Source organism: Fischerella thermalis PCC 7521 (assembly GCF_000317225.1).
Taxonomy (GTDB): domain Bacteria; phylum Cyanobacteriota; class Cyanobacteriia; order Cyanobacteriales; family Nostocaceae; genus Fischerella; species Fischerella thermalis.
On the sequence record NZ_AJLL01000047.1, the window covers coordinates 1 to 23,571 of the forward strand.

18 protein-coding genes, 1 tRNA gene and 1 pseudogene are annotated in these 23,571 nt (G+C 41.2%); 11 read left to right on the forward strand and 9 right to left on the reverse strand.

The window, feature by feature from the left end:
- Positions 1–11: 11 nt before the first annotated feature.
- The gene (psbC, locus tag UYK_RS0110645) at positions 12–1,397 is read left to right on the forward strand and encodes a photosystem II reaction center protein CP43 (protein ID WP_009459545.1); all 1,386 of its coding nucleotides are present in this window, start codon (positions 12–14) and stop codon (positions 1,395–1,397) included.
- A gap of 449 nt (positions 1,398–1,846) precedes the next feature.
- On the opposite strand, the gene psb29 is transcribed toward psbC, so the two are convergent.
- Entirely contained in the window at positions 1,847–2,554 is a 708-nt protein-coding gene (gene psb29, locus UYK_RS0110650) for a photosystem II biogenesis protein Psp29 (protein WP_009459543.1), read from the reverse strand.
- Between the two features lie 209 nt (positions 2,555–2,763).
- On the opposite strand from psb29, the gene UYK_RS0110655 reads away from it, so the two are divergent.
- Positions 2,764–3,360: a chromophore lyase CpcT/CpeT gene (locus UYK_RS0110655; protein ID WP_009459541.1), complete on the forward strand. Its 597-nt coding sequence runs from the start codon at positions 2,764–2,766 to the stop codon at positions 3,358–3,360.
- A 57-nt stretch (positions 3,361–3,417) separates the two neighbouring features.
- Here UYK_RS0110655 and UYK_RS0110660 read toward each other — a convergent pair whose 3' ends face one another.
- Positions 3,418–3,786 carry an STAS domain-containing protein gene (locus UYK_RS0110660; RefSeq protein ID WP_026086434.1) on the reverse strand — a complete coding sequence of 123 codons (369 nt, stop codon included), beginning with the start codon at positions 3,784–3,786 and terminating at the stop codon, positions 3,418–3,420.
- A 165-nt stretch (positions 3,787–3,951) separates the two neighbouring features.
- Positions 3,952–4,998 (reverse strand): oxygen-dependent coproporphyrinogen oxidase, encoded by a 1,047-nt coding sequence (gene hemF / locus UYK_RS0110665; RefSeq protein WP_009459538.1) that lies wholly within the window; start codon positions 4,996–4,998, stop codon positions 3,952–3,954.
- 330 nt (positions 4,999–5,328) lie between these two features.
- Between hemF and ilvA the strand changes: the two genes are divergently transcribed.
- Positions 5,329–6,840, forward strand: a complete 1,512-nt coding sequence (gene ilvA, locus UYK_RS0110670; protein ID WP_026086435.1) for a threonine ammonia-lyase, biosynthetic — start codon at positions 5,329–5,331, stop codon at positions 6,838–6,840.
- 307 nt (positions 6,841–7,147) lie between these two features.
- On the opposite strand, the gene hisB is transcribed toward ilvA, so the two are convergent.
- Together hisB and fabI are read right to left on the reverse strand one after the other, a co-directional pair.
- Positions 7,148–7,789: an imidazoleglycerol-phosphate dehydratase HisB gene (hisB, locus tag UYK_RS0110675; protein ID WP_009459530.1), complete on the reverse strand. Its 642-nt coding sequence runs from the start codon at positions 7,787–7,789 to the stop codon at positions 7,148–7,150.
- 81 nt (positions 7,790–7,870) lie between these two features.
- Complete coding sequence (fabI, locus tag UYK_RS0110680; RefSeq protein ID WP_009459528.1) at positions 7,871–8,647, reverse strand: enoyl-ACP reductase FabI; 777 nt, start codon at positions 8,645–8,647, stop codon at positions 7,871–7,873.
- A 593-nt stretch (positions 8,648–9,240) separates the two neighbouring features.
- Here fabI and ntcA point away from each other — a divergent pair.
- The 3 genes from ntcA to UYK_RS0110695 all read left to right on the forward strand — a co-directional run bounded on the left by ntcA (position 9,241) and on the right by UYK_RS0110695 (position 12,162).
- Positions 9,241–9,912 (forward strand): global nitrogen regulator NtcA, encoded by a 672-nt coding sequence (gene ntcA, locus UYK_RS0110685; protein WP_009459526.1) that lies wholly within the window; start codon positions 9,241–9,243, stop codon positions 9,910–9,912.
- A 217-nt stretch (positions 9,913–10,129) separates the two neighbouring features.
- The gene (locus UYK_RS0110690) at positions 10,130–11,623 is read left to right on the forward strand and encodes a DUF3084 domain-containing protein (RefSeq protein ID WP_009459524.1); all 1,494 of its coding nucleotides are present in this window, start codon (positions 10,130–10,132) and stop codon (positions 11,621–11,623) included.
- Positions 11,624–11,718: 95 nt separating this feature from the next.
- Complete coding sequence (locus UYK_RS0110695; RefSeq protein ID WP_009459522.1) at positions 11,719–12,162, forward strand: pre-16S rRNA-processing nuclease YqgF; 444 nt, start codon at positions 11,719–11,721, stop codon at positions 12,160–12,162.
- A gap of 43 nt (positions 12,163–12,205) precedes the next feature.
- Here the strand turns inward: UYK_RS0110695 and UYK_RS0110700 are convergent, their stop codons facing one another.
- Positions 12,206–12,469 carry a DUF3146 family protein gene (locus UYK_RS0110700; RefSeq protein WP_009459520.1) on the reverse strand — a complete coding sequence of 88 codons (264 nt, stop codon included), beginning with the start codon at positions 12,467–12,469 and terminating at the stop codon, positions 12,206–12,208.
- A gap of 240 nt (positions 12,470–12,709) precedes the next feature.
- On the opposite strand from UYK_RS0110700, the gene UYK_RS0110705 reads away from it, so the two are divergent.
- Positions 12,710–12,781: transfer RNA gene (locus UYK_RS0110705), tRNA-Gly, on the forward strand.
- A 1,614-nt stretch (positions 12,782–14,395) separates the two neighbouring features.
- Positions 14,396–15,535, forward strand: a complete 1,140-nt coding sequence (locus UYK_RS0110720; RefSeq protein WP_050815583.1) for a helix-turn-helix domain-containing protein — start codon at positions 14,396–14,398, stop codon at positions 15,533–15,535.
- A gap of 73 nt (positions 15,536–15,608) precedes the next feature.
- Here UYK_RS0110720 and UYK_RS27775 read toward each other — a convergent pair.
- Positions 15,609–15,695 (reverse strand): annotated as a pseudogene (locus tag UYK_RS27775) (DUF7219 family protein); the annotation flags it as partial.
- Positions 15,696–16,126: 431 nt separating this feature from the next.
- Between UYK_RS27775 and UYK_RS0110725 the strand changes: the two are divergent.
- On the forward strand, positions 16,127–17,206 hold the full coding sequence (locus UYK_RS0110725) for a M4 family metallopeptidase (protein WP_009459515.1): 1,080 nt from the start codon (positions 16,127–16,129) through the stop codon (positions 17,204–17,206).
- Between the two features lie 328 nt (positions 17,207–17,534).
- A complete protein-coding gene (locus UYK_RS0110730) occupies positions 17,535–17,834 on the forward strand; it encodes a protealysin inhibitor emfourin (RefSeq protein WP_009459511.1) in 300 nt (99 codons plus the stop codon).
- A 56-nt stretch (positions 17,835–17,890) separates the two neighbouring features.
- Here UYK_RS0110730 and UYK_RS0110735 read toward each other — a convergent pair whose 3' ends face one another.
- Entirely contained in the window at positions 17,891–18,820 is a 930-nt protein-coding gene (locus UYK_RS0110735; RefSeq protein WP_009459510.1) for a cobalamin-binding protein, read from the reverse strand.
- A gap of 511 nt (positions 18,821–19,331) precedes the next feature.
- Here UYK_RS0110735 and UYK_RS0110740 point away from each other — a divergent pair.
- A complete protein-coding gene (locus tag UYK_RS0110740; protein ID WP_016871390.1) occupies positions 19,332–21,698 on the forward strand; it encodes a GAF domain-containing hybrid sensor histidine kinase/response regulator in 2,367 nt (788 codons plus the stop codon).
- Positions 21,699–21,755: 57 nt separating this feature from the next.
- On the opposite strand, the gene UYK_RS0110745 is transcribed toward UYK_RS0110740, so the two are convergent.
- The gene (locus UYK_RS0110745) at positions 21,756–23,492 is read right to left on the reverse strand and encodes an ABC transporter ATP-binding protein (RefSeq protein WP_009459508.1); all 1,737 of its coding nucleotides are present in this window, start codon (positions 23,490–23,492) and stop codon (positions 21,756–21,758) included.
- Positions 23,493–23,571 lie beyond the last annotated feature (79 nt).

Consider the following 23,571-nt stretch of genomic DNA (forward strand, 5'->3'; position numbering starts at 1 on the left):
GGTATTACCTCGTGGTAACGCTCTCTAGACCTGGCGTTTTGGGAGCCGGACGTGACCAAGATTCCACCGGATTTGCTTGGTGGGCTGGTAACGCCCGTCTCATTAACCTCTCCGGTAAACTACTGGGCGCGCACGTTGCCCACGCCGGTTTGATCGTCTTCTGGGCTGGTGCGATGACCTTATTTGAGGTCGCTCACTTTGTTCCCGAAAAGCCCTTGTACGAACAGGGCTTAATCCTACTACCCCACTTGGCAACTTTGGGATGGGGAGTTGGTGCTGGTGGTGAAGTTGTAGACACCTATCCCTACTTTGTCATCGGTGTACTACACCTAATCTCCTCTGCCGTCCTGGGTTTTGGTGGAATATACCACGCAATCCGTGGTCCAGAAGTCTTAGAAGAGTACTCCTCTTTCTTTGGCTACGACTGGAAAGACAAGAACAAGATGACCAACATCATTGGCTTCCACCTGATCATTTTGGGACTTGGTGCCTTTTTGTTGGTGCTGAAGGCAATGTTCTTCGGTGGTGTCTATGATACTTGGGCACCTGGTGGTGGTGATGTACGTGTGATTACCAACCCCACATTAAATCCAGCTGTCATCTTTGGTTATCTGCTTAAGTCTCCCTTTGGTGGTGACGGCTGGATTATTGGTGTTGACAACATGGAAGACATCATTGGCGGTCACATCTGGGTTGGTTTAATCTGTATTTTTGGTGGTATTTTCCACATTCTCACCAAGCCTTTTGGTTGGGCACGTCGTGCTTTTATCTGGTCTGGTGAAGCTTATCTATCCTACAGCTTGGGCGCTTTGTCCTTGATGGGCTTTATTGCTTCTTGCTTTGTTTGGTTCAACAACACCGCTTATCCTAGCGAGTTCTACGGTCCAACCAACGCTGAAGCTTCTCAAGCTCAATCTTTCATTTTCTTGGTTCGTGACCAGAAGCTCGGTGCTAACGTTGCATCCGCTCAAGGTCCCACCGGTCTTGGTAAATACCTGATGCGCTCTCCTTCCGGTGAAATCATCTTTGGTGGTGAAACCATGCGCTTCTGGGATTTCCGTGGTCCTTGGTTAGAACCTCTGCGTGGACCTAATGGTTTGGATCTCGACAAGATCAAGAACGACGTACAGCCTTGGCAAATTCGTCGTGCATCTGAGTACATGACCCACGCTCCCAACGGTTCTATTAACTCCGTGGGTGGGGTTATTACCGAGCCTAATTCCTTCAACTACGTCAACCCCCGCGCTTGGTTGGCAACTTCTCACTTCGTATTAGCTTTCTTCTTCCTAGTAGGTCACTTGTGGCACGCTGGTCGTGCTCGTGCTGCTGCTGGTGGTTTCGAGAAAGGTATTGACCGTGAAACTGAACCAGTATTGTTCATGAAAGACCTTGACTAGGTTTTAAAGTTTCATCACTGACAATCAATAGCTAACAGGCTCCTGTGTAAAAGCAGGAGCTTTTTCATTATTTCCACTAATAAATATTAAAATAAACACCCATAATCTATCTATGTCCATCTGTGTGCATCGGTGTCCATCTGTGTTCGATTTCTAACACATTCTTTTATTCAAATCCATCACTCACATTATCAGGACTTACGCAACTGGCACATTGCGATCGCTAAAAAATAGTACTCCAGTACTAAAAATGAAACTATTCCGGGTTACTATTTCTACCAACAGAACGGATCGTGTCGCTACTTAATTCAGCAACTAAAACGCCGAAGTATTCTTATATGCTTGGTTTGATTGAAATTGTTCCGTGGCAGGGCTGCGCCCTGCCCGCTATCTATGTCAGTTGCGTGAGTCCTGTTATTAACCAACCACTAACCACTAACGAACTATATTTATTCGCTGGCAGTTGGGGGAGTAACTGTAGTACTAGATTGTTGACTACGTTGTTCACGTTTTTTGCGATCCGCTGAGAGCATATCTGCCATCACTACCAATGCTTGGGCCATTTTATCTAGATTGGAACGATAAAGTTCCAAATCTTTATTGAGTTTGTCATCAGAAATATGCAAGCCAGCAGCAATGGATTTAAGTGCCTCAGTGCGTTGTTTTTCGTCTTTGACTAGTTCTGGATCTGACAGTTCTAACAAAGAGAATAAACCAATCGCAAACAAACGGCTGTATTTAAATTTAGGATTACTGGCGATCGCTTGCAGATGGGATTGTAAGTCAGTATCTCGATTTAACTGAGTTTGTAGGCTTAAAGCAGCAATTAAATCTTGAGGTGGCAGACTTTTGGCTAGTTCTTGCAAGCGTTGAGCATCCTGTCGATAGATTTGCGGATCTGCTTCTATTGCCCGCAGTAGGGCGTTGAATATCGATTCCTTATCCGATTCTGGCTGATAGCCTTGCATGAATCGGTCAAAGGAAGTAACGACGCCCAAGGCAAAAATTGGGTTATAGCTGAAATCAACATTTACTGCGAGCAGGTGCATTTCTACCATTAATTCCTCTACCACTCGCCGATAAATAGTGTTAATCGGTCGGGTATGGAGAGTGTGGAAAGTGCGCTTTGTGTCTGATACAGTACGAACGTTATTCACAAAAAATTTTAAGATTTTAGGGCGACGTATGTTTATTTTCTCGCTTCCAGGTCAGTTTGCCAAGTTTAGGTTTTGAAGGGATCGGAGATTGGGGATCGGAGATTGGGCATTGGATACTACTTCGGTTAAGCTAAAATCCGTCTTGAAAAGCTTTGATTGCCAGTTTGTGGCGCTCAAACTTTTGGCAAAAATCCAAAATCCAAAATTTTATGACCCTTGCACCAGAGTTAATCGCCCTAGCTCAATACTTAGCAGGTGAATTTGACAATAGAGAGCAAGCTTTGGCAGAACCTGCTTGGTACGTCCACTTACGTTTATGGCAAATACCTGTACCTCTATTTTCAGAAGACAGTCTGACCCTATTTGCCGAACAAGCCAATATTGTGAAATTAGACCAACCTTATCGACAAAGAATCATGCGGCTTACCTCAGGAAACAACCAAGATGCACCTCTGAAAGTACAATACTATATGCCTAAAGATCCAACAGCTTTACGTGGTGCTGGTCGTAACCCTTCATTACTTCAAACCCTAACACCTGACCAACTAGATTTACTACCTGATTGTGTTCTTAACGTCACTCAGAAAATACTGACTCCTAACAACTATGAGTTTACTGCTACCCCACCTGCAAGCAATCGTTGTTGCTTTAGTTATGGGGGTAATACCGTGCAAGTTTCCCTCGGATTTGAGGTTTCTCAACAAGAATTGAAAACTTACGACAAAGGAATTGACCCCGCTACTGGCAGTGCAACTTGGGGAGCGATTATGGGCCCTTATCGCTACACCAAGCGAGAACAGTACTAAATTATGAATTTGAAGTGTCTCTATTTTGGACTCTTCCTGTTCGTGTTTGACTTGGAATTAGCTGGCGATGCTACGAGGTACACCTTCTAAAGCTTCCTGCTCGGTTTCAAATATTTCAAACACCGTATCCATCATCGTCACTTCAAAAACTAGTTTGGCTTCTGGGTGAACATTACAAATACGAAAACTACCCTTAACTTTGTCGGCATCGCGCATTCCTGCCACTAGGGAAGTTAAACCAGAACTGTCGATAAAATTAACTTGACCAAGATTTACAACTACATGACGGCTAAGTTTAGAAATACACTCCTGCAATTTCAAACGAAATTGCCATGCTGTGGTGATATCTAGGCGACCTCTAGGTGTTAATACGATAACATTATTGCCGTCTTGGGTTGTGTAGGTTTTTTGATCTATATCTATCACTTTGCCTCCCCTTGGCATTTCCAAAATCTACTAGTTAGTAGTTAGTAGTTAGTAGGGGTGTAATCTACCTTGAAACCATTGGTTAATTATTTTACAGGCTATTAACTACTATCCACTATCTACTATCCACTAACTACTCACCTCTAGTAGTTTAACTCACACTCTTTACGTGTGGCTTGGTGTCCAGTTTATCCAATCTTGAGGTTTGAGGAAGGTTTCGTACAACTCAGCTTCGGGCGTATTTGGTTCAGGTGTGTAGCCATATTCCCACCGTACCAAGGGTGGTAGGGACATCAAAATTGATTCCGTGCGTCCGTTGGTTTGTAAGCCAAAGATTGTACCTCGGTCATAAACCAAGTTAAATTCAACATACCGTCCTCGACGATACAGCTGAAAATTGCGTTGGCGATCGCCATATTCCATCGTGTGTCGGCGTTGGACAATGGGTAAGTAGGCTGGTAAAAAGGCTCTACCACAACTTTGCACAAAAGCAAATAAATCTTCCCAACTCCGGGATGCTACTGTTCCTACTTGGTTGCTGTACTTAGCCGCTTCACCATCTGCATGGGGACCACGATACAAAGTACCTTGACCATCTTGATAATCAAAAAACAGACCACCAACTCCCCGGGTCTCACCGCGATGTTTTAAATAAAAATATTCATCACACCAGCGTTTGAATACTGGATAATACTCTGAGTGATGGGCATCACAAGCTTCCTTGAAAGTTTTATGGAAATGAATGGCATCCTCAGCAAAGGGGTAATAGGGGGTGAGGTCAGCACCGCCACCAAACCACCATACTGGGCCAGCTTCAAAATACCGGTAATTAAGATGCACAGTAGGTACGTAAGGATTACGGGGATGCAACACCATCGAAGTGCCAGTGGCATAAAAACCATGTCCTGCTGCTTCTGGACGTTGAGTCAGAATTGATGGTGGTAAATGGCTACCCCAAACTTCAGAAAAATTTACACCACCTTGTTCAAAGATCGCGCCATCACGCATCACACGCGATCTACCGCCACCTCCTTCTGGTCTTTCCCAGGAATCTTCTTGAAATTTGGCCACACCATCCAATTTTTCCAAACCTTGTGTAATTTCGTCTTGTAGTTGTTTCATAAACTGACTGACCCTATCTTTAGCATCAGTCGGAGGTAAACAAGTAGATGATTCTATTGGTAAAGTTGGGCTTTGGGAGTTTGTCACCATAAGTTCAACGACCTAAATTAACAGTTTGCAAAAAGCACAATTTTTAACTAAAAATGCATGGTAGCTAAAAATCCGCCTAAAAATGCCCACCTTGCTTTTTTCCTGAGAATCAGGCATTTTGGCAGTGGGTCGGTATGACTAGAGTTATTGTCCCTTAAATGCGTATGAGGTTGTATATTGATTGATTTTTTGTAACTGCCAAAGTGGAACCCTTCCTAGCTAGGCTGTTACTATTGAAGCTCAAAATTTAGTAAAGCAAAAATGGCAAAATCAGGTACTCAACTGCCGTACAATGAACTCTATCCGGCATCTATCAACCTGTTAACGTCCATGCTCTGTGACTATTTGGTACAAATTCTGACTGCCCGCGTTTATGATGTTGCCCAAGAAACACCATTAGAATACGCTCCAAATTTGTCTGCACGGCTGAATAACAAGCTGCTGCTGAAACGCGAAGATATGCAGTCAGTATTTTCCTTTAAGTTACGTGGCGCTTATAACAAGATGGTAAATCTGCCACCAGATCTACTTGCTCAGGGTGTGATTGCTGCATCTGCGGGAAACCATGCTCAAGGGGTTGCTCTTGGTGCGCGGAAATTGGGAACACGAGCTATTATCGTCATGCCTGTAACTACACCCCAGGTGAAGGTAGATGCAGTGAGGGCCCGTGGTGGTGAGGTAGTACTATATGGGGATACATACGATGATGCCTATGCTTACGCTCGTCAACTAGAAGCAGAAAAAGGCTTAACTTTTATTCACCCCTTTGATGATCCCGATGTCATTGCTGGACAGGGAACCATCGGGATGGAGATTTTACGGCAATATCAGCAACCGATTCATGCAATTTTTGTGGCGATTGGTGGGGGTGGATTGATTTCTGGGATTGCAGCTTATGTGAAACGGTTGCGTCCAGAGATCAAAATTATTGGTGTTGAGCCAGTAGATGCAGATGCTATGTATCAATCTTTGCGAGCAGGCAAACGAGTACGTTTGTCTCAAGTCGGCTTATTTGCTGACGGTGTAGCAGTGCGGGAAGTCGGAGAAGAAACTTTTCGGCTGTGTCAGCAGTATGTGGATGACATTATTTTAGTTGATACAGATGACACTTGTGCAGCAATCAAAGATGTATTTGAAGATACACGCTCTATTGTGGAACCTGCGGGGGCATTGTCGATCGCAGGTGCGAAAGCTTATGTAGAACGGGAACAAATCCAAAGACAAACATTAATTGCTGTTGCCTGCGGCGCGAATATGAACTTTGATCGCCTCCGCTTTGTGGCAGAACGGGCAGAACTGGGTGAACGCCGTGAAGCCATCTTTGCAGTGACAATTCCAGAAGAGGCGGGTAGTCTGCGTAAGTTTTGCCAATGTATGGGCAGACGCAACTTAACTGAATTTAACTATCGGATTGCCGATCAACAAGAAGCTCATATTTTTGTAGGTGTGCAAATCGAAAATCGTGGCGATCGCGCAAAACTAGTTGCAACTTTTGAAAGCTGCGGGTTCAAAACTATCGACTTAACCGATGACGAACTAACAAAATTACACCTACGCCATATGGTAGGCGGACACTCTCTCCTCGCTCAGAATGAATTGCTTTATCGTTTTGAGTTTCCTGAACGCCCTGGTGCATTAATGAAGTTTGTGGATTCTATGAGTCCCAACTGGAATATTAGTATGTTCCACTACCGCAATAATGGGGCAGACTACGGCAGAATACTGGTAGGGATACAGGTTCCTCCCCATGAGATGGAAGAGTGGCAGGCTTTTTTGGATACTCTCGGCTATCGTTACTGGGATGAAAATAAGAATCCAGCCTACAAGCTGTTTTTGGGATAGGAAAAGGGCAGACAATTGCACTTTGACACTCTCACCCACTTCTGGCGGTGGAAGTGTCACAAATTACTCACAATACAACAGATGATCGGAAATGTTGAGTTTCCGTGATTGCGTCAACTTTTAGGAAATACGGTACAAAACCTGCGATCTTTGTAATTGCACGTTGCAACTTACACAAATCCCTATCAGGGATTGCAACAAAATAAAGAAGGCTTGTTGAAAGCAATAAAAAGTTACTATCAAAGCTCTTCACTTCTTACCCTTCAGCATAGCTGCCATCTGCCATCTGCCATCTGCCTTCTGCCTTCTATAACACCCCTTTAGAACTGGGGATTAACCCAGCACGACGGGGATCAATCTCTATTGCCATCCGCATCGCCCTCGCAAATGCCTTAAATGTGGCTTCTATAATGTGATGAGAATTAATCCCATCCAACTGGCGAATGTGCAGCGTCATCTGACTATTACCTGCCAAGGCTACAAAAAATTCTCGTACTAGCTGGGTGTCATAAGTTCCAACTCGCTGGGTAGGAATTTGCAAACCGTAGCTGAGATGGGGACGACCCGAAAAATCCAGTGCTACCTGAATTAAGGCTTCATCAAGAGGTGCAAGAAAATTACCAAAGCGGACAATGCCTTTTTTGTCACCTAATGCTTTGCTTATAGCTTGTCCTAAGGTAATGCCCACATCTTCGTTGGTATGATGGTCATCAATATGCAAGTCTCCCGTAGCTTGGATGTCCAAGTCAATGAGTCCGTGGGAGGCAATTTGATGCAGCATGTGATCTAAAAATGGAATGCCTGTAGCTGCATTACAAACTCCTGTACCATCTAAATTAATCGTAACGTGGACATCCGTTTCCCCCGTAGTGCGGCGTACAGAAGCAATACGGGGAGTTTGTGTGAGGTTGGTGGGTGAAGATAGAGTTTGGCGATCGCTTATTTGCATAGTCTTTAAAACTTGTTGCTAGTTGGTTGTTGGTGGTTGGCTGGGACAAACAACAAACAACCACCAACAACTAACAAATTCTTACATTCCCATAATTTCATATCCTGCATCAACATACAGGACTTGTCCTGTAATTCCACTTGCCAAGTCGCTACACAAGAACGCTGCTGCATTACCTACCTCGATCTGTGTGACGGTGCGTCGCAAGGGAGCTACTTGCTCGACATGATGAATCATATCTAAAATACCGCCAACGGCACTAGAAGCTAAAGTACGGATTGGCCCGGCGGAGATGGCATTGACGCGGATATTGGCCGAACCTAGTTCTGCTGCTAAATAACGCACACTGGCTTCTAATCCTGCCTTGGCAACTCCCATCACATTATAGTTGGGAACTGCTCTGACGGCTCCTAAATAAGAGAGAGTCACTATGCTTCCGCCTGCGTTCATTAAAGGCTTGGCTGCACCAGCTAGTTGCACCAAAGAATAGGTGCTGACATCTAAAGCTGTACGAAAGCCCTCACGGGAGGTTTGGCTAAAGTCTCCACTCAAATCATCTTTATTGGCAAAGGCCAGACAATGAATCAAAATGTCTAAGCTACCCCACTTCTCGCGAATTGTCTCAAAAGTAGACTTAACTTCCTCGTCATTTTGGACATCACAAGGTAAAAACAGAGTAGGATTGAGTGGTCTTACCAATTCTGCGACTTTCTTTTCGATTTTGCCTTTTTCGTCGCTGAGATAGGTAATGCCAAGGTTAGCTCCAGCTTTGTGCAGTTGTTGAGCAATACCCCAAGCAATAGAGCGGTTATTAGCAATGCCTGTGACAAGGGCATTTTTTCCAGTCAGATCCAGCATAGAAATTATTGATGTGATGTTTCATTAGGAGCATACATGAATCTGAGCTTGGTTTGTCTTCGTTTTATAATTTTGATTTTTGATTGCACTTGCGGGTGGATGTAAGAGAACAGACTCAATCTTGCCTCAACTAAAATCGGATACAAACTGCTTGTTTTAAAGATGGATGATCAAAAGGATTTTTCAACAGAGTAAAGGTTTTAGAAAAAGATATTTTTCTCTACAGAGTAACTAAATTTATTTGTGGTTTCCCTTGCACCCCTGTTATCTTAAATTTTCACATCCGTATTTCCGACATCTATAGTGCCAAAATTGCTTTTTACCATCAATTTACCATTTTATGTTTTCATAAATTCTCTATGAATCTTACTTTTTTCTTAAAAAACTTATTGTTTACAATTTTGGAAGTACCTAACAAAAAGTACTAGATTCCTGCACTATAAATTTTGTATCATGTTAAACAAACGTCAATTAGACAAAAGGTTAAGTATAGGAAAGTACAGAAAGGTTGACAATGTTTTATTGAATTTTCGAGTGTATTCTTAGGAAATCCATATTCGTTTTTCCGGCATTGGGTAGGGGAAGGGAGATAGATGATCGTGACACAAGATAAAGCCCTAGCAAATGTTTTTCGTCAGATGGCAACTGGAGCGTTTCCACCAGTGGTGGAATCGTTCGAGCGCAACAAGACGATCTTTTTCCCCGGCGATCCTGCTGAAAGAGTTTATTTTCTCTTAAAAGGTGCTGTTAAACTCTCCAGGGTGTACGAAGCAGGAGAAGAGATAACTGTAGCGCTTCTGCGGGAAAACAGTGTATTTGGGGTTTTGTCCCTACTAACGGGAAACAAGTCTGATCGTTTTTATCATGCAGTTGCTTTTACGCCTGTGGAATTGCTGTCAGCACCTATTGAACAGGTAGAGCAAGCACTCAAGGAAAATCCAGAATTATCGATGTTAATGCTGCGGGGTTTGTCGTCGCGCATTCTTCAAACAGAGATGATGATTGAAACACTCGCTCACCGTGACATGGGTTCAAGATTAATAAGTTTCTTATTAATTCTCTGTCGAGATTTTGGTCTTCCTTGTGCAGATGGAATCACAATTGACCTCAAGCTATCTCATCAGGCGATCGCTGAAGCAATTGGTTCGACTCGCGTGACTGTCACTAGGCTACTAGGCGATTTGCGCGAAAAGAAGATGATTTCCATACACAAGAAAAAAATTACTGTCCACAAACCTGTGACATTAAGTCGGCAATTCACTTAACTGCACTTGGGGATCAGAGTAAATATAGACACTCTTGTAAAAATAGGTAATGGGTAATGGGTAATAGGTAATGGGTAATGGATAAATACTTGTTAATTCCTTTTCCCCTTTGCCTTTACCCCTTCACCCAGTAATTTACCAACCTGCAATTCGCCACAGAAAATGCCTGAAAGTAGTAGGCTGTATCTGGAAGGATTTCTTCGGTAAATACAAACAGATGGCCACCGGGTACATCCTCATTATTGCAATCTTAGTTTTGGGAGGCGTTATTGCTACCGTCGGCGATCGCATTGGCACGCGGGTTGGCAAAAAACGGCTCTCACTTTTCAACCTCAGACCCAAAAACACAGCGGTATTAGTAACAATATTGACGGGGTTGGGCATTTCCGCATCAACCCTGGGCATTTTATTTTTGGCTGATGAAGGCTTGCGCAAAGGAGTTTTTGAGTTAGAAGATATTCAAAAAGACCTTAGGCGTAAACGCGTACAACTAGAAAATACGGCACAGCAACTTGATACAACCAAGGCTGAACTAGAGCAAGCCAGAAAAGAACAAGCTAAAGCTCAGCAGGATCTGCAAGAAATTAACAAATCTTTACAAGCAGCCAATGCTAAGCAACAGCAAACGCAAGCTCAGCTTAACCGTACGATCAATCAACAAGCACAAACTCAAGCTCAACTCCAAGACACTCAAAAGCAATTGAGCCAAGTGGCAAATCAATATGAAAAAGCCATCGCCCAGCTACAAAACGTTTATCAAGAAAGGAACAGACAGCTAGAGGAAATTAAGCGACTCAAAGCAGAACGCCAAAAACTTTATGAGCAAGCAAAACAAGCGGTTGCTGAAGCGCAAGCTGCTATAGACAAACGCGATCGCGAACTAGCTAAGCGTCAGCAAGTGATTCAACAGCGTGATCAGACAATTGCCAAACTAGATGCAGTCATTCAAAAGCGTAATCTTGAAATTACAGCCAGGGAGAAAATTATTGCTCAACGAGAAACCCGCCTCAAAGAACTAGAAACACAACAGACCTATCTCGAACAGGAAGTCGCACGTCTGGAGAAATACTATCAGTCTTATCGTGACCTACGTCTAGGAAAACTGGCTTTAGTCCGGGGTCAAGTTCTAGCAGCTGGGGTTGTGCGTATAGAAGAACCTGCTGCTGCTCGTCAAGCAGTCATCCAGCTATTAAAAGAAGCAAATAAAAATGCCAGTATGGAATTAAGTGAACCTGGCACTACTACCCTCCCAAATTTGCAGATACTACGTGTCACAGAAGAACAAGTTGAACAGTTAAGTAATCAGATTAAAGATGGTCGAGATTACGTGGTGCGGATTTTCTCTGCGGGTAACTACGTCAGAGGAGAAAAACCAATCGAATTTTTTGCTGATGCATCACTAAATGAAATTGTGTTCTCTGGAGGTGAGGTACTAGCTACAACTACAGCTGATCCCAAAAACATGACATCCTACCAACTACGACAGCGCCTAGAACTGTTGATTTCTGCTTCTCAATTTCGCGCACGGAATGCTGGAATTTTAGAAGATATTCAAATAGATGGTACTTTTCTGCGCTTTATTGCTCAGTTGCGACAATATGACCAAGCAATAGATATTAAAGCAGTTGCGGCACAAGACACATATACCGCTGGGCCGTTGAAAGTGAAATTGTTAGCAATTAAAAATGGACAAGTGATTTTTAGTACTTAATATTATGTCTGTGGTTGGTTGTTTGTTGTTTGTTGTTTGTTCCAACTAACCATCAACAACCAACAAAGAACAAAAACCGTTTAATCGTATTTAATATGAATTTAAATGAATTTACACCAACTCAACCTGTGATCTTAGGGTTCGACCCGGGTAAAGATAAATGTGGCTTAGCAGTGATGGGACTGGATCGAAAGCTACACTATCATCAGGTTGTACCTTCGACTGAAGCGATCGCTACCATTGAAACACTGCGACAAAAATTTCCCATCTCTCTAATGGTTATGGGTGATCAAACTACGGCTAAAGGTTGGAAACAGCAACTACAGCAACAATTGTCAGATCCGTTAAACATCATGTTGGTCGACGAACGCTACACCAGTTTAGAAGCACGCGATCGCTATTGGCAAATGTTCCCACCCAAAGGAATCACCAAACTTTTACCACAAGGAATGCGAACACCTCCAAGACCAATAGATGACATTGTTGCTATTCTCCTCATCGAAAGATATCTTAGTCGCTTGACAGAATCAGGAAAATGAATGGTGAATTATGAAATTTTTGATTATTCATAATTCATAATTTTTATAATTCTGCCCGAATAGTAAAAGCATAGTCTCCTCCTGGTTCTAGTTGATAATCTTTTTGCTCTAAAAAACGACCAAGAGGCTCTTTAATTAAAGCACGACCCTGTGATGGTTTAACAGACAATTCTCCTCGGCGAAAATGCCATTGAAACTGCCATTCAAAATCCCCCGCTCTTACTTCTCCTTCTAGTAAGCCCTGTTGCCAAGATTGACGGGTAATCCTAACATGGGCAGTTGTTTGTGGTAAACGCTTAGCACTCACGTTGCTTGATGTCAAGTAACAATAACAGATGATCAGTTATAGCTTTACATTTACACACAATACATCAAATATACCTATGGAAGTAAATCAAATACTTTAGTATCTTAGCTTCATGACTTTTGCGGTTGGGTCAAAGTTAACACAGAAGGAGGAAGAGAATTGCACAAGCCAGCAAAAAATTTTCCTTTACCTCTTGACAATCACCTCTTCATCTGACATATTTGTAAATATGCAAAGTTTGCGGGTATAGCTCAGTGGTAGAGCGTCACCTTGCCAAGGTGAATGTCGCGCGTTCGAATCGCGTTACCCGCTTAAGGAAAGAGATTTTATAAATATAATTCACAACTGGGGTGCGAGAGTTTTATTCTTTTGTGCCCTTACACCCATTTTTAAGCCAGTATCATACGATTTTGGGAACTTGTAGTATCTCTACGGATGCAGATTGGAGATTTTCATTTTTTCTTTTGTAAAGCTGCACTTGATAGGCTTGCAGCGCATGGGACAGGCAAAGCAGTACTATTAGAAATCGTCTTAGCTTGCAGTCCTTTAGGTGTAGCTCCCAATAATTTACCAATAGCTTGTTAAACTTGAGCTAAAAAAATATATATTGCTAGCTTTGTATCTTATTTGATTCTTATTTTCTTCTTATTTTTTTATTATTTTTAATTAATAAGATTTTAAAAACCTAAAAAATAAATATGCTTGACCTCATGTCATCGTGTCCGCTTAAACATTTATATTATGCGTCAGATTCAGTAGTTTTAAACAAACTTCCCTACCAAGTTACCAGTGATAAAACACGATATCGTAAGTAATTGACCGGACTTGATATGAAACTCCTACTAATGACGAATGACTCTATGTGTCGGTCTGCTTAAAAATTTGGCAGATTATTATTGATTTATTAAAGCATGAAAATTGATGGAATAAAAAATAATGAAATTATGGCATAGAAAATTATCTATGAATAGTGTTGCTGAGCAATGGAGGGTCTAACCCTTCATTTTTAGTTTATATTCATTTGAGTGCTTTGAGTAAACTTTAGCTATTAGTTAACATAGGTTTATCAGAGTCGCCCACTTATTTCAATTTGGGATAATAAGGCAAAATTAAACTTTTAATAAAGAGGGGTGAAACCCCTCATTAATTAACCAATAGTATCATCGATATAAAGGCTTTGAGTTAGATATGATAACAAGTCAGTCAAAGCCTTATTAGGTCTCTTTTTGAAAGCCTAAATTCTATATTGCTCAGATAAATTAGTATGCTTGAGATTTAAGTATTAAAGGTATTTTTGTATCAAATAGAAAGTGATAGCCAATTGATACAATTTTACCAATCTCTTGCTTATTACTTTTTTCGTTATTCAGAATTATTTATGCTGATTCTAGGCAAATAATTATTGATACAAATAAATATTTTCTACGGAGAATAATCGCAATTTAGCAAAAATTAAATATAAATTGTTCACTGTTTTTTCACAAATATGGCATAATATTGTGTTGGAGCAACAAGGTCGTGATATTTAGAAAGAGAGTACTCTCAAACTTATCTAACTTAGAAAATCTTTTTATGAAGCGAGTGAATAGTGAGGAGTGCTAACCTCAGCAATTTTTTGTTTTGCAATATTTTTGAAGTATGTTGCAATGTTTTTGTAGGAAAGTTAATGAATCGCGATCGCAGTCGTAAACTGTTTTGTTTATGCCAGATTGATTTTGAAATAGTGTATGTCATCTGCCAAGATAATTTGAAGCATTACTTAGACTTAGTTGCTGTCATTAAAATGCAACACGATGGCTTGTCCCATCTGTCTAAGCATAGCTTGCCTTTTTCAAATCAATATTTTTGTCCCATTTCTGCAAACAAGTGGTAGAAATTAACGTGGATAAGATAAAAATAGACAAATTTGCACAGTCAACACAGGAAATGGACAAGCGTATAGCTAGACTTTACGAAAATGTCGTCAAAAAGCCTGTGATGTCACATGAAATGCCGGAAGCTTTGACCGAACTCAGCTGGGCTTCACAATCAGTACATTTTGCAATCGAGGAACTTTATCATCAGCATGAGCAATTAGAAGAAACCAAAAAAACTTTACAAGCAGAGTGTAAACGTTATGAGGAATTATTTGAGGAAGCACCAGATGGCTATTTAGTGACTGATGCCCAAGGTAAAATTCAACTAGCTAACCGTAAAGCTACCAAATTGCTTAATTTAAAAAAAGAATCTTTGGTGGGTAAACCGATCATTAATTTCGTTGCCTTAAAACAGAAACATGAGTTTCGTAATTTCCTCACCCAAGTAAGTCAAAACGGTAGAAGCCAAGAGTTAATTATAGCCTTGCAACAACACGGCAATGAACTCTTTAACGCAGCATTAACAGTGGCAATTTCCTATAACAATCAAGGTAAAGCTCAAACTATGCGCTGGCTGCTACGCAGCATTAATGAAAGCAAACGAGCAGAATTAGTAAAAATTACAAAAGACCGTGACTTTGATGGCGATCGCCCCATACATAAGTATTCCAAAGGAGATACTATTCCTCTCAACACACAAGTAATTTGGTATGTTCGTCAAGGCTTAGTAAAACTGACTACTCTTGGTGAAACCAGTGAAGAAGTACTAGTAGGGTTAGCAGTCCCAGGAATGGTTTTCGGTTCTTATCTGACTTCCCTACATACTTACCAAGCCACGGCTATATCCGATGTGAGGTTAGTAGCCATAGATGTTTCAGAAATACTAGCTTCCCCAGCCTTAAGCCATGCCTTTTTACCAAAGATAAATCAACGGCTACAGCAAACAGAATCTTTTTTAGTTATTTCTGGATTGCGACGAGTACAAGACCGCTTATATGGTCTTTTGCAGCTTCTAAAACGTGAAATTGGTGAAAAAGTAGCTCAGGGAACTCGCCTATCGGTTCGCCTAACGCATGAAGATTTAGCTAACGCCTGTTGTACTACCCGAGTCACGGTTACACGATTGCTATCTCAGTTTAAAAAACAAGGAAAAATTTGTTTCGACCATAAAAAACACATAATTGTCAGAGATCTACCCCACATAGGTTAGTTAATCCATAAAGATTGAATGACAATGAGGCAAAAAATGAGGCGTTTTGCCTCATTGTTATTTGGTCAACACATCAGGTGAGACTACCAATTTTTAGTTCTTTTTTACTAAGTTTCAACCTTTTCCACAGCAACTTAATTTGGCTGTAGGCTTCTTCAGGAGCAAGTTTTCCACAAAGCCAGCTATTTCAAGCAGAGAATACAGTCTGAAGCATCATATATTTTTATACTTTATATCCTTAGAGCAATTCAAAAAAAGAAAAAGTCAAGGAGTTATAGCCCCTTGACCAAACTTAATCAAGTTTTACAACACACAACCACACATAACTAGTGAGGTCTACAACTATGTTAAATAAATCATAGGCTTTAGTCCAAAAAGATATGCCTTAAGTTGCCACTCTTTTAGGACAAGCGATCGCAACGAACAGTGAAACATGCTTGTTTTATAGATTTGTAGTTAAAAAACGTAAAAAATTACACAATAGCCAGATACAGGGACTATCATATAAACCCGTTGGGTACACGATTGCACACTAGAGTTAAAACTGTTATTTGCCATCACTCTATTTAATACAGAAGGAGAATAAGTAGGATGGCTCGAAAGAATAAAAGACCATTAGGATTTGGGTGTGAGCATCAACAACATTCAAGATGCCCTATTTGTTGTGTTATACCACCTCACATGCTCGAAAATATCGTAGTTAATGGTAATGAACAACAACGTAGTTGGGCGTTTCACACCTTAAATATTTCGTCACAATTTCGGGGACGGCGAAATGTGGTAGGTGCAGTCAATTTTGCAGTTTCTCCTGGTGAAAAGCGTCGGACAATTTTTGATGCCAAAAGTACCGAACAACTCCCTGGTAAGTTGGCTCGTGGTGAAGGCGACCCTCCTAGCAACGATATTGCAGTTGACGAAGCTTACGATGGAGCTGGGGCTACCTACGATTTATATTATGAGGTATTTGAGCGTAATTCTATTGATGATAAAGGTCTGCGCTTAGACTCAACCGTGCATTATGGGCTCAAGTATGATAACGCCTTTTGGAATGGCGATCAAATGGTTTATGGTGATGGGGATGGTGAAATATTTCAACGATTCACCAAGTGCATAGATGTTATTGCTCATGAGCTAACACATGGGGTAACCCAATACGAAGCAGGTTTGCAATATTATGGTGAATCTGGAGCTATCAATGAGTCATTTTCTGATGTATTTGGTTCATTGGTAAAACAATGGGTCAAAAAACAGACTGCTCAAGAAGCTGACTGGATCATCGGAGAGGGTATTTTTACAGACAAGGTTAATGGTGTGGGTATTCGTTCCATGAAAGCACCAGGAACAGCATATGATGACCCTGTTTTAGGTAAAGACCCCCAGCCTGCACATATGAATGATAAATACACTGGTTTTGAAGATAACGGCGGAGTACATATTAATTCGGGTATTCCTAACTATGCATTTTATTTAGCAGCAACAGAGATTGGCGGTTTTGCTTGGGAAAAAGCTGGAAAAATTTGGTATATAGCTTTACGCGATCGCTTGCGTACTAGAACTAACTTTAAACGTGCTGCCAATATTATCATTCAAGTTGCTGGTGAACTCTACGGTCAAGGAAGTCAGGAACAAAATGCAGTGCAGAATGCTTGGCAAAAGGTAGGAGTTATTTAGAATGTGAATTATGAATTATGCATTATGAAAAATTAAATTTATATATTTCTAATCCATAACTCATATCTCGCACCTACCCGACCGCCAGAGAATAAATTCTCTGGTCAATAGCATAAGTCCGTTGAAACGGACTAAAATCTTGTTGCAGTCAGATTCATCTGACTTTAGCTATGAACTAAGAAATTTATTTCTTGGCGTTCTGAAAAGCTGATACAAGATCTAAGATAATTTATATTTTGTTTTGGTCTTTTGTTGTTAAACTGGGAGATAAAGCTTTATCTTCCCAGTATTTTTGTTTATAGCAAAAGCTATTACTACGGAGAGGAAAATGCGGATATCGCTTCAGCGTACGGGTGGTTTTGCCGGAATCAGCAAGAAAGCGATCATTGACACGACTAAACTGTCTCCAGAAGAAACTCAGCAACTATATCAACTATTAGAAGCCGCAAATTTCTACAGCTTACCTCCAAAAATTAATGCTCCTGCTAACCAACCTGACCGCTTTCAATACACTTTAACTGTGGAAGAAAACAATCAACAACATACCCTTATAGTTGGTGAAGCAGCACTATCAGAAACCTTAAAACGTTTAATTGAATGGGTTAATAATACAGCAAGCAAAAAATAAGAAATTATATCTATAATATGGTTGTTTTTTGTTAATTGGTAATTGGTAATTGGTTTTCAAACAATATCCCAGCTTTTTCCTTTGTAGCCATATTGAAAAATTTCTGGATGTAAAATTTCTGCTAAAATTTCTAATGAATCTACCAGTCTTGGCCCTGGGCGGTTAAAGTAAGCATTACCATCAGTTATGTAGATTCTACCTGTTTGATTGGCATGTAAGTTCTGCCACTCTGGACGTTTACTTAACAACTCCGCATCTAAACGAGTACGATTTAAATCAAAGCCACAGGGCATAAAAATAATTATGTCTGGATTACTCGCAATCAAACTTTCCCACTTTAACTGCGTCGAAGCCTGACCTGTAGTACTAAATAACGGTTCTCCTCCTGCTAAGGCAACTAATTCAGGAATCCAATTAGCAGCAACCATTAAAGGATCAGTCCATTCAATACAGGCTACTCTGGGCAACTTTTCTGTTTGGGAAAGTCCTTGCGTTTTTTGGGCAACTATTTTGACACGAGCTTCTAAGTTTTCTAGCGCCTTGACCGAATCTACTTGAAAAATGTTGCCTAATCGCTCAATATCAGCCCAAACGTCGTTAAGAAAATTAGGTTGCAAGGAGATAATTTGCGGCGAAGCGTGGGTAAGTTTAGCTACAGCTTTTTCTACCTCTGATAAACTAACAGCACAAACATCACATTGGTCTTGGGTAACAATATGAGTGGGTTGTAGTCGCTCTAGAACATCTGTTTTAATTTCGTAAATACTGAGGGCAGATTGTATTAATTTATTAACTTCGTTATGAATTTCACCGCTAGAGACGTTGGTATCAAGCCTGGGTTGAGTACAAACAGGACGACTTTGTATTTCTGGAGGATAGTCACACTCATGCGATCGCCCAACAATAGCATCTGTTAATCCCAGTATGGCTAAAATCTCAGTTCCACTGGGAATTAGGGAGATAATTTTTAAGTTGCCATCGCTCATCGCTTCATCCCTACAACGATTGCCTATACTCTTATTGTCCCAAACTCACAAAGGCTTTGTATCTGCCTGTGGGTGGGACACAGGAAAGAAGATGGGGAGGTGCAAGAGAGACAAGGGAAGGGAGAAATTACCTATTTCCTATTCCCTGTTCAAAGTTAAGAGTTCCCTCTTACCAATGACAAATGACAAACAACTAACCACTGTACAGACGTGCCATGGCACGTCTGTACAACAAACAACAACCAAAAATCAACAACCAAATTTAGTAAACCTGTATTTATTTGTGAACTATGCTCATAATTTACGAAGAAACTAGAGGCGAAATCTACTATTTCAAAGCTTGCCAACTGTGGTAAATACTGACTAGAAATTATGGAACGAATGATTAAAAAGGCTTTGAAAATAACAGAACTATAATTACCACAGTTAAGAAAAAATTATTCTTTCTGGTTCTGAAAAACCACAGGAAGTAATTGTAGTTAAAAAAAACGGCTTTTCGTTTTTAGTCACAATGCAAGAGAACCTCACTCCTGATCAGGGACAAAAAATGCAGTTAGTATCACTTGGAGATATTACAGAACACAAGCGAGTGGAGGAAGCACTGCAAAAAAGAGAAAATTGTTTGCGAAAACAAAGTAAAACACTAGTGCAACTAGCAAAAAGCAAGACTTTACAGCAAGGAGATCTCAGCGCAGCATTAAGAGAAATTACAGAAGCCGCTGCCCAAACAGTAGAAGCAGATCGAGTCAGCGTCTGGTTATACAATAGTGATCACTCAAAAGTTGAATGTGTCGATTTATATGACACAATAACAAAACGTCATAGCTGTGGAATGTCACTTTTAAAAGCAAATTTCCCTGCATACTTCCAAGCTTTGGAGGAACAACGCAGCATAGCAGCCCATGATGCTTGCAATGATGATAGAACCCAAGAATTATCAGAGCCGTACTTATCTGCATTTGGGATAGCCTCTCTGCTAAATGCACCGATTTGGTTAGGGGGTCGTTTAGTGGGGGTGGTGTGTCACGAACATATTGGTCGGATTCGCCAGTGGACATTAGAAGAAGAAAACTTTGCTGGTTCGATAGCAGATTTTGTGACTTTAGCAATAGAAGCTAGCGAACGTAAAGCAGCACAGGAAGCGCTACAACAGAGTGAGGCAGAGTTTCGAGCAATTTTTGAGCGTTCTTCAGTTGGAATTGGATTGGTAGATATGAAAGCGCGGATTGTAGATGTAAATCCGGCATTGTGCCAGATACTAGGCTACAGCCGAGAAGATTTATCTGGCAAGCGTTTTACAGATTATATTTTCAAGCAAGAGGGAGATTTAGAACTTTACAAACAACTGATTTCGGGAACTTGCGATCGCCTAGAGATGGAAAGGCGCTTTTTACACAAAGATGGTAAATTTGTTTGGGCTTTGCTGAGTATTTCTTTGATTTCCAGCCAAAATGGTGAACCTCAGTATTTCCTCGCCATGATCGAGGACATTACCAAACGCAAGCAAACGGAATTAGAACTCTGTGAAAGTAAAGAAGCAGCAGAAGCTGGTAGTCGCGCCAAAAGTGAATTTTTAGCAACCATGAGTCACGAACTACGGACACCTCTCAATGCAATTATGGGTTTGTCTCAGCTGCTGCAACAAGAAATGGTGGGGTCTCTCAATGACAAGCAAAAAGAGTATGTCAATTGTATTTATAGTAGTGGCGAGCATCTATTGGCACTCATCAACGATATCCTCGATTTGTCAAAAGTAGAAGCAGGTAAAGAGGAACTATTTTTATCTAAATTGTTAGTACAAGAATTGTGTGATTACGTGATATCAACAGTACGCGATCGCGCCGAAGAAAAGAAATTACAACTGATCGCCGAGATTGACGAACAAGCAGACTTTTGTATTGGTGATGAACGGCGAGTTAAGCAAATGCTACTCAATCTGCTTACCAATGCGATTAAATTTACTCCAGCAGGCAAGGTATGCTTAGAAGTTAAAAAAGTACCGCAAGGCATTACATTTACAGTATCAGATACAGGCATAGGTATTGATCCAGGTCAGTTTAAATTCTTGTTTGAACCGTTTAAACAACTTGATAGCCGGCTCAATCGTCAGTATGAAGGTACGGGTTTGGGTTTAGCTTTAACACGCAAGTTAGCACATTTGCACGGTGGTGATGTCACAGTAGAATCTGTGCTAGGAAAAGGCAGTAAATTTCAATTGTTTTTGCCAAATCAACCCCCTGTAGAGGGAGACGCAAGACGCTTCTGTGAAGAGATTTTCTACCTTGATGAGGAGCAATCTACTCAACAGCAAATTACAGTAAAAAAACGTAGTCTTAATATTAATGAAGTATCTAATAATACTAATTATTCTTTATTTTATGAAAAGTCATGGCAATCAAGGGGCGACAAGGATGACTCGTCATCGACTTGTTCACGACGTACGCAATTAACTTCTCGTCAGCCTGCCACTTCTGTAACAAAAAATATTCTTTTGGTGCAAGATGAAGAAAAAACTGCTGCCCTACTGCGAGATTATCTTCAGGCAATTGGCTACCATGTTGAGCAAATCAGCACTAGCAATGATTTTTGGGAGCGAGTGCAAAACCAACAACCTGATTTAGTTCTGTTGGATTTAGAATTAGCAGGAGAGACAAACGGCTGGGATTTGTTGAGTAAAGTGCGACAAAACCCAGATTTACAAGATTTACTTGTGGTAACTATTGCATCAAATACAATGGTAGCAAACAGCGATTATCCAGTCCACACTACACCAGACGGACTACGTGATCGCGCACTCCAAATTGGTGCTAATGCATGTCTGTGCAAGCCAATAGGTATTGTTCAAATTGAATCAATACTGATGCAATATTTTGGTTAGTGGTCAGTAGTTAGTAGTTAGTGGTTAGTGGTTTACTACTCCCCCCATCTCCCCACCCTACTCCTGTGCAGAGTAGAACTGTTGGGCGTAAAAATGAGCATACCGTCCTCCCTTAGACAAAAGAGAGGTATGAGTTCCAGACTCAACAACCTGTCCCTGTTCTAGAACGAGAATGCAATCAGCACGGCGAACGCTGCTGAGGCGATGGGCGATAATAAAGACGGTACGATTTTGCATCACTCGCTCGAGTGCTTCTTGAACTAGTGCTTCCGATTCCGAATCTAGGGCGGAGGTAGCCTCATCTAAGATGAGAATTCGTGGATCGTGGACAATTGCTCTTGCGATCGCCAGTCGTTGGCGTTGTCCTCCAGAGAGGTTAACTCCACGCTCACCCACCCAGGTGTGATAGCCTTGGGAAAATTGGGTAATAAAGGAGTGAGCGTTGGCAATTTTTGCTGCTTCCTGGATCGCCTCTAAATCCAATTCCTCCTGACCGTAACCAATATTTTGAGCGATCGTTCCCGAAAATAAAGTAATATCTTGAGGAACAATCCCAATTTGACGGCGGAGACTGTTTAGTGTGACGTTGCGGATATCAATATCATCAATCAGAATTTGACCAGACTGAGGATCATAGAAACGAAGTAACAGATTAATTAACGTTGATTTACCTGCACCAGAAGAACCAACCAAGGCAATGACATTGCCAGGAGAAGCACACAAACACAGATCCTTTAAGACTGGTTCGCCGAGATTGTAGGCAAAACTGACATGACAATACTCTACCTTACCAATGACTCGTGGCAGTTCTTTGGCATCTGGTTTTTCATTGAGACTAGGCTGTCTTGCCATTAATTCAAAGATACGCTCTACAGAGGCTTCAGTCTGCTTGTACTCGTTAAAATTGCTGATCATCAGATCAATGGGCTGAATTAAGAGAGCCACAGCAGCTAAGAAACTAATAAACCCTTGAGCTGTCAGGTTTCCTTGGGAAATTTGCCATCCTCCCAATAAAAACAGCAGCATAATACTAACTGCTTCCAAAAAACCTACTACTGGAAACTGAATAGATTTAAGTTGTTGAGCGCGATACTTAGCTTGGCGATTGCGTTCTGCTTCCTGATTAAATCGCTTGACTTCATACTCTTGTGCTGCAAAAGCTTGAACAACCCGAATACCGCTAAATACTTCAGTTAGCATCGCAGACAGATTAGAAACATGATTTTGACTCTGACGAGATAAGACAAGTAATCGCTGACCAAATAGTCCAATTAACCAAGCCATCAAAGGAGCCAAAAGCAAACCAGCCAGAGTCAGCGGCCAATTCAGGTAGAGCATGTAAGCGGGAATCGCGATTAACTGCAAGAAATTGGAGACAAACTGATGAGATAACTTGTCAACAATCTCCCCTACCCGGTCGATATCTTCAGTCAAGCGATAAGTCAGATCACCCGTCTGTGTGGTTTCAAAATAATCCAATCCGAGTTTGTGCAGATGAGCATAGACTCGCTTACGCAAATTTAAAACCATGTTCAGAGCGGCAGCGATCATAAAGATATTCTGCCCGTATTGAAAAAGCCCGCGAACCAAAAACACCAGAGTGGCTAGTCCGAGCCAGTAGGCAATCTGGTTAACATTTCCCTGACCAACAAAAAAAGCGACCTGACCTGCTAGGTAGGGCAGTAATAAGGTAAACAGCACAAATCCTAAAATACAGACTGACCCCTTAACTAACAGCGGCCATTGGGGCCACAGATAAGGCAACAGTTGCCAGTAACTAGAGCGGACTTTCATATCTTTAAAATTACTTCTTGAGAGTTGGCAGCTTGAGCAGCAATTTCTACTAAGGAACGCGAACTAAATAAAATACACA

Bases quoted from the DNA above. Each gene is read 5' to 3' on its own strand.
- UYK_RS0110655 (WP_009459541.1), top strand. From the start codon at position 2,764: ATGACCCTTGCACCAGAGTTAATCGCCCTAGCTCAATACTTAGCAGGT.
- hemF (WP_009459538.1), bottom strand. From the start codon at position 4,998: ATGGTGACAAACTCCCAAAGCCCAACTTTACCAATAGAATCATCTACT.
- ilvA (WP_026086435.1), top strand. From the start codon at position 5,329: ATGCTCTGTGACTATTTGGTACAAATTCTGACTGCCCGCGTTTATGAT.
- hisB (WP_009459530.1), bottom strand. From the start codon at position 7,789: ATGCAAATAAGCGATCGCCAAACTCTATCTTCACCCACCAACCTCACA.
- fabI (WP_009459528.1), bottom strand. From the start codon at position 8,647: ATGCTGGATCTGACTGGAAAAAATGCCCTTGTCACAGGCATTGCTAAT.
- ntcA (WP_009459526.1), top strand. From the start codon at position 9,241: ATGATCGTGACACAAGATAAAGCCCTAGCAAATGTTTTTCGTCAGATG.
- UYK_RS0110690 (WP_009459524.1), top strand. From the start codon at position 10,130: ATGGCCACCGGGTACATCCTCATTATTGCAATCTTAGTTTTGGGAGGC.
- UYK_RS0110695 (WP_009459522.1), top strand. From the start codon at position 11,719: ATGAATTTAAATGAATTTACACCAACTCAACCTGTGATCTTAGGGTTC.
- UYK_RS0110720 (WP_050815583.1), top strand. From the start codon at position 14,396: ATGGACAAGCGTATAGCTAGACTTTACGAAAATGTCGTCAAAAAGCCT.
- UYK_RS0110725 (WP_009459515.1), top strand. From the start codon at position 16,127: ATGGCTCGAAAGAATAAAAGACCATTAGGATTTGGGTGTGAGCATCAA.
- UYK_RS0110730 (WP_009459511.1), top strand. From the start codon at position 17,535: ATGCGGATATCGCTTCAGCGTACGGGTGGTTTTGCCGGAATCAGCAAG.
- UYK_RS0110735 (WP_009459510.1), bottom strand. From the start codon at position 18,820: ATGAGCGATGGCAACTTAAAAATTATCTCCCTAATTCCCAGTGGAACT.
- UYK_RS0110740 (WP_016871390.1), top strand. From the start codon at position 19,332: ATGCAAGAGAACCTCACTCCTGATCAGGGACAAAAAATGCAGTTAGTA.
- UYK_RS0110745 (WP_009459508.1), bottom strand. From the start codon at position 23,492: ATGAAAGTCCGCTCTAGTTACTGGCAACTGTTGCCTTATCTGTGGCCC.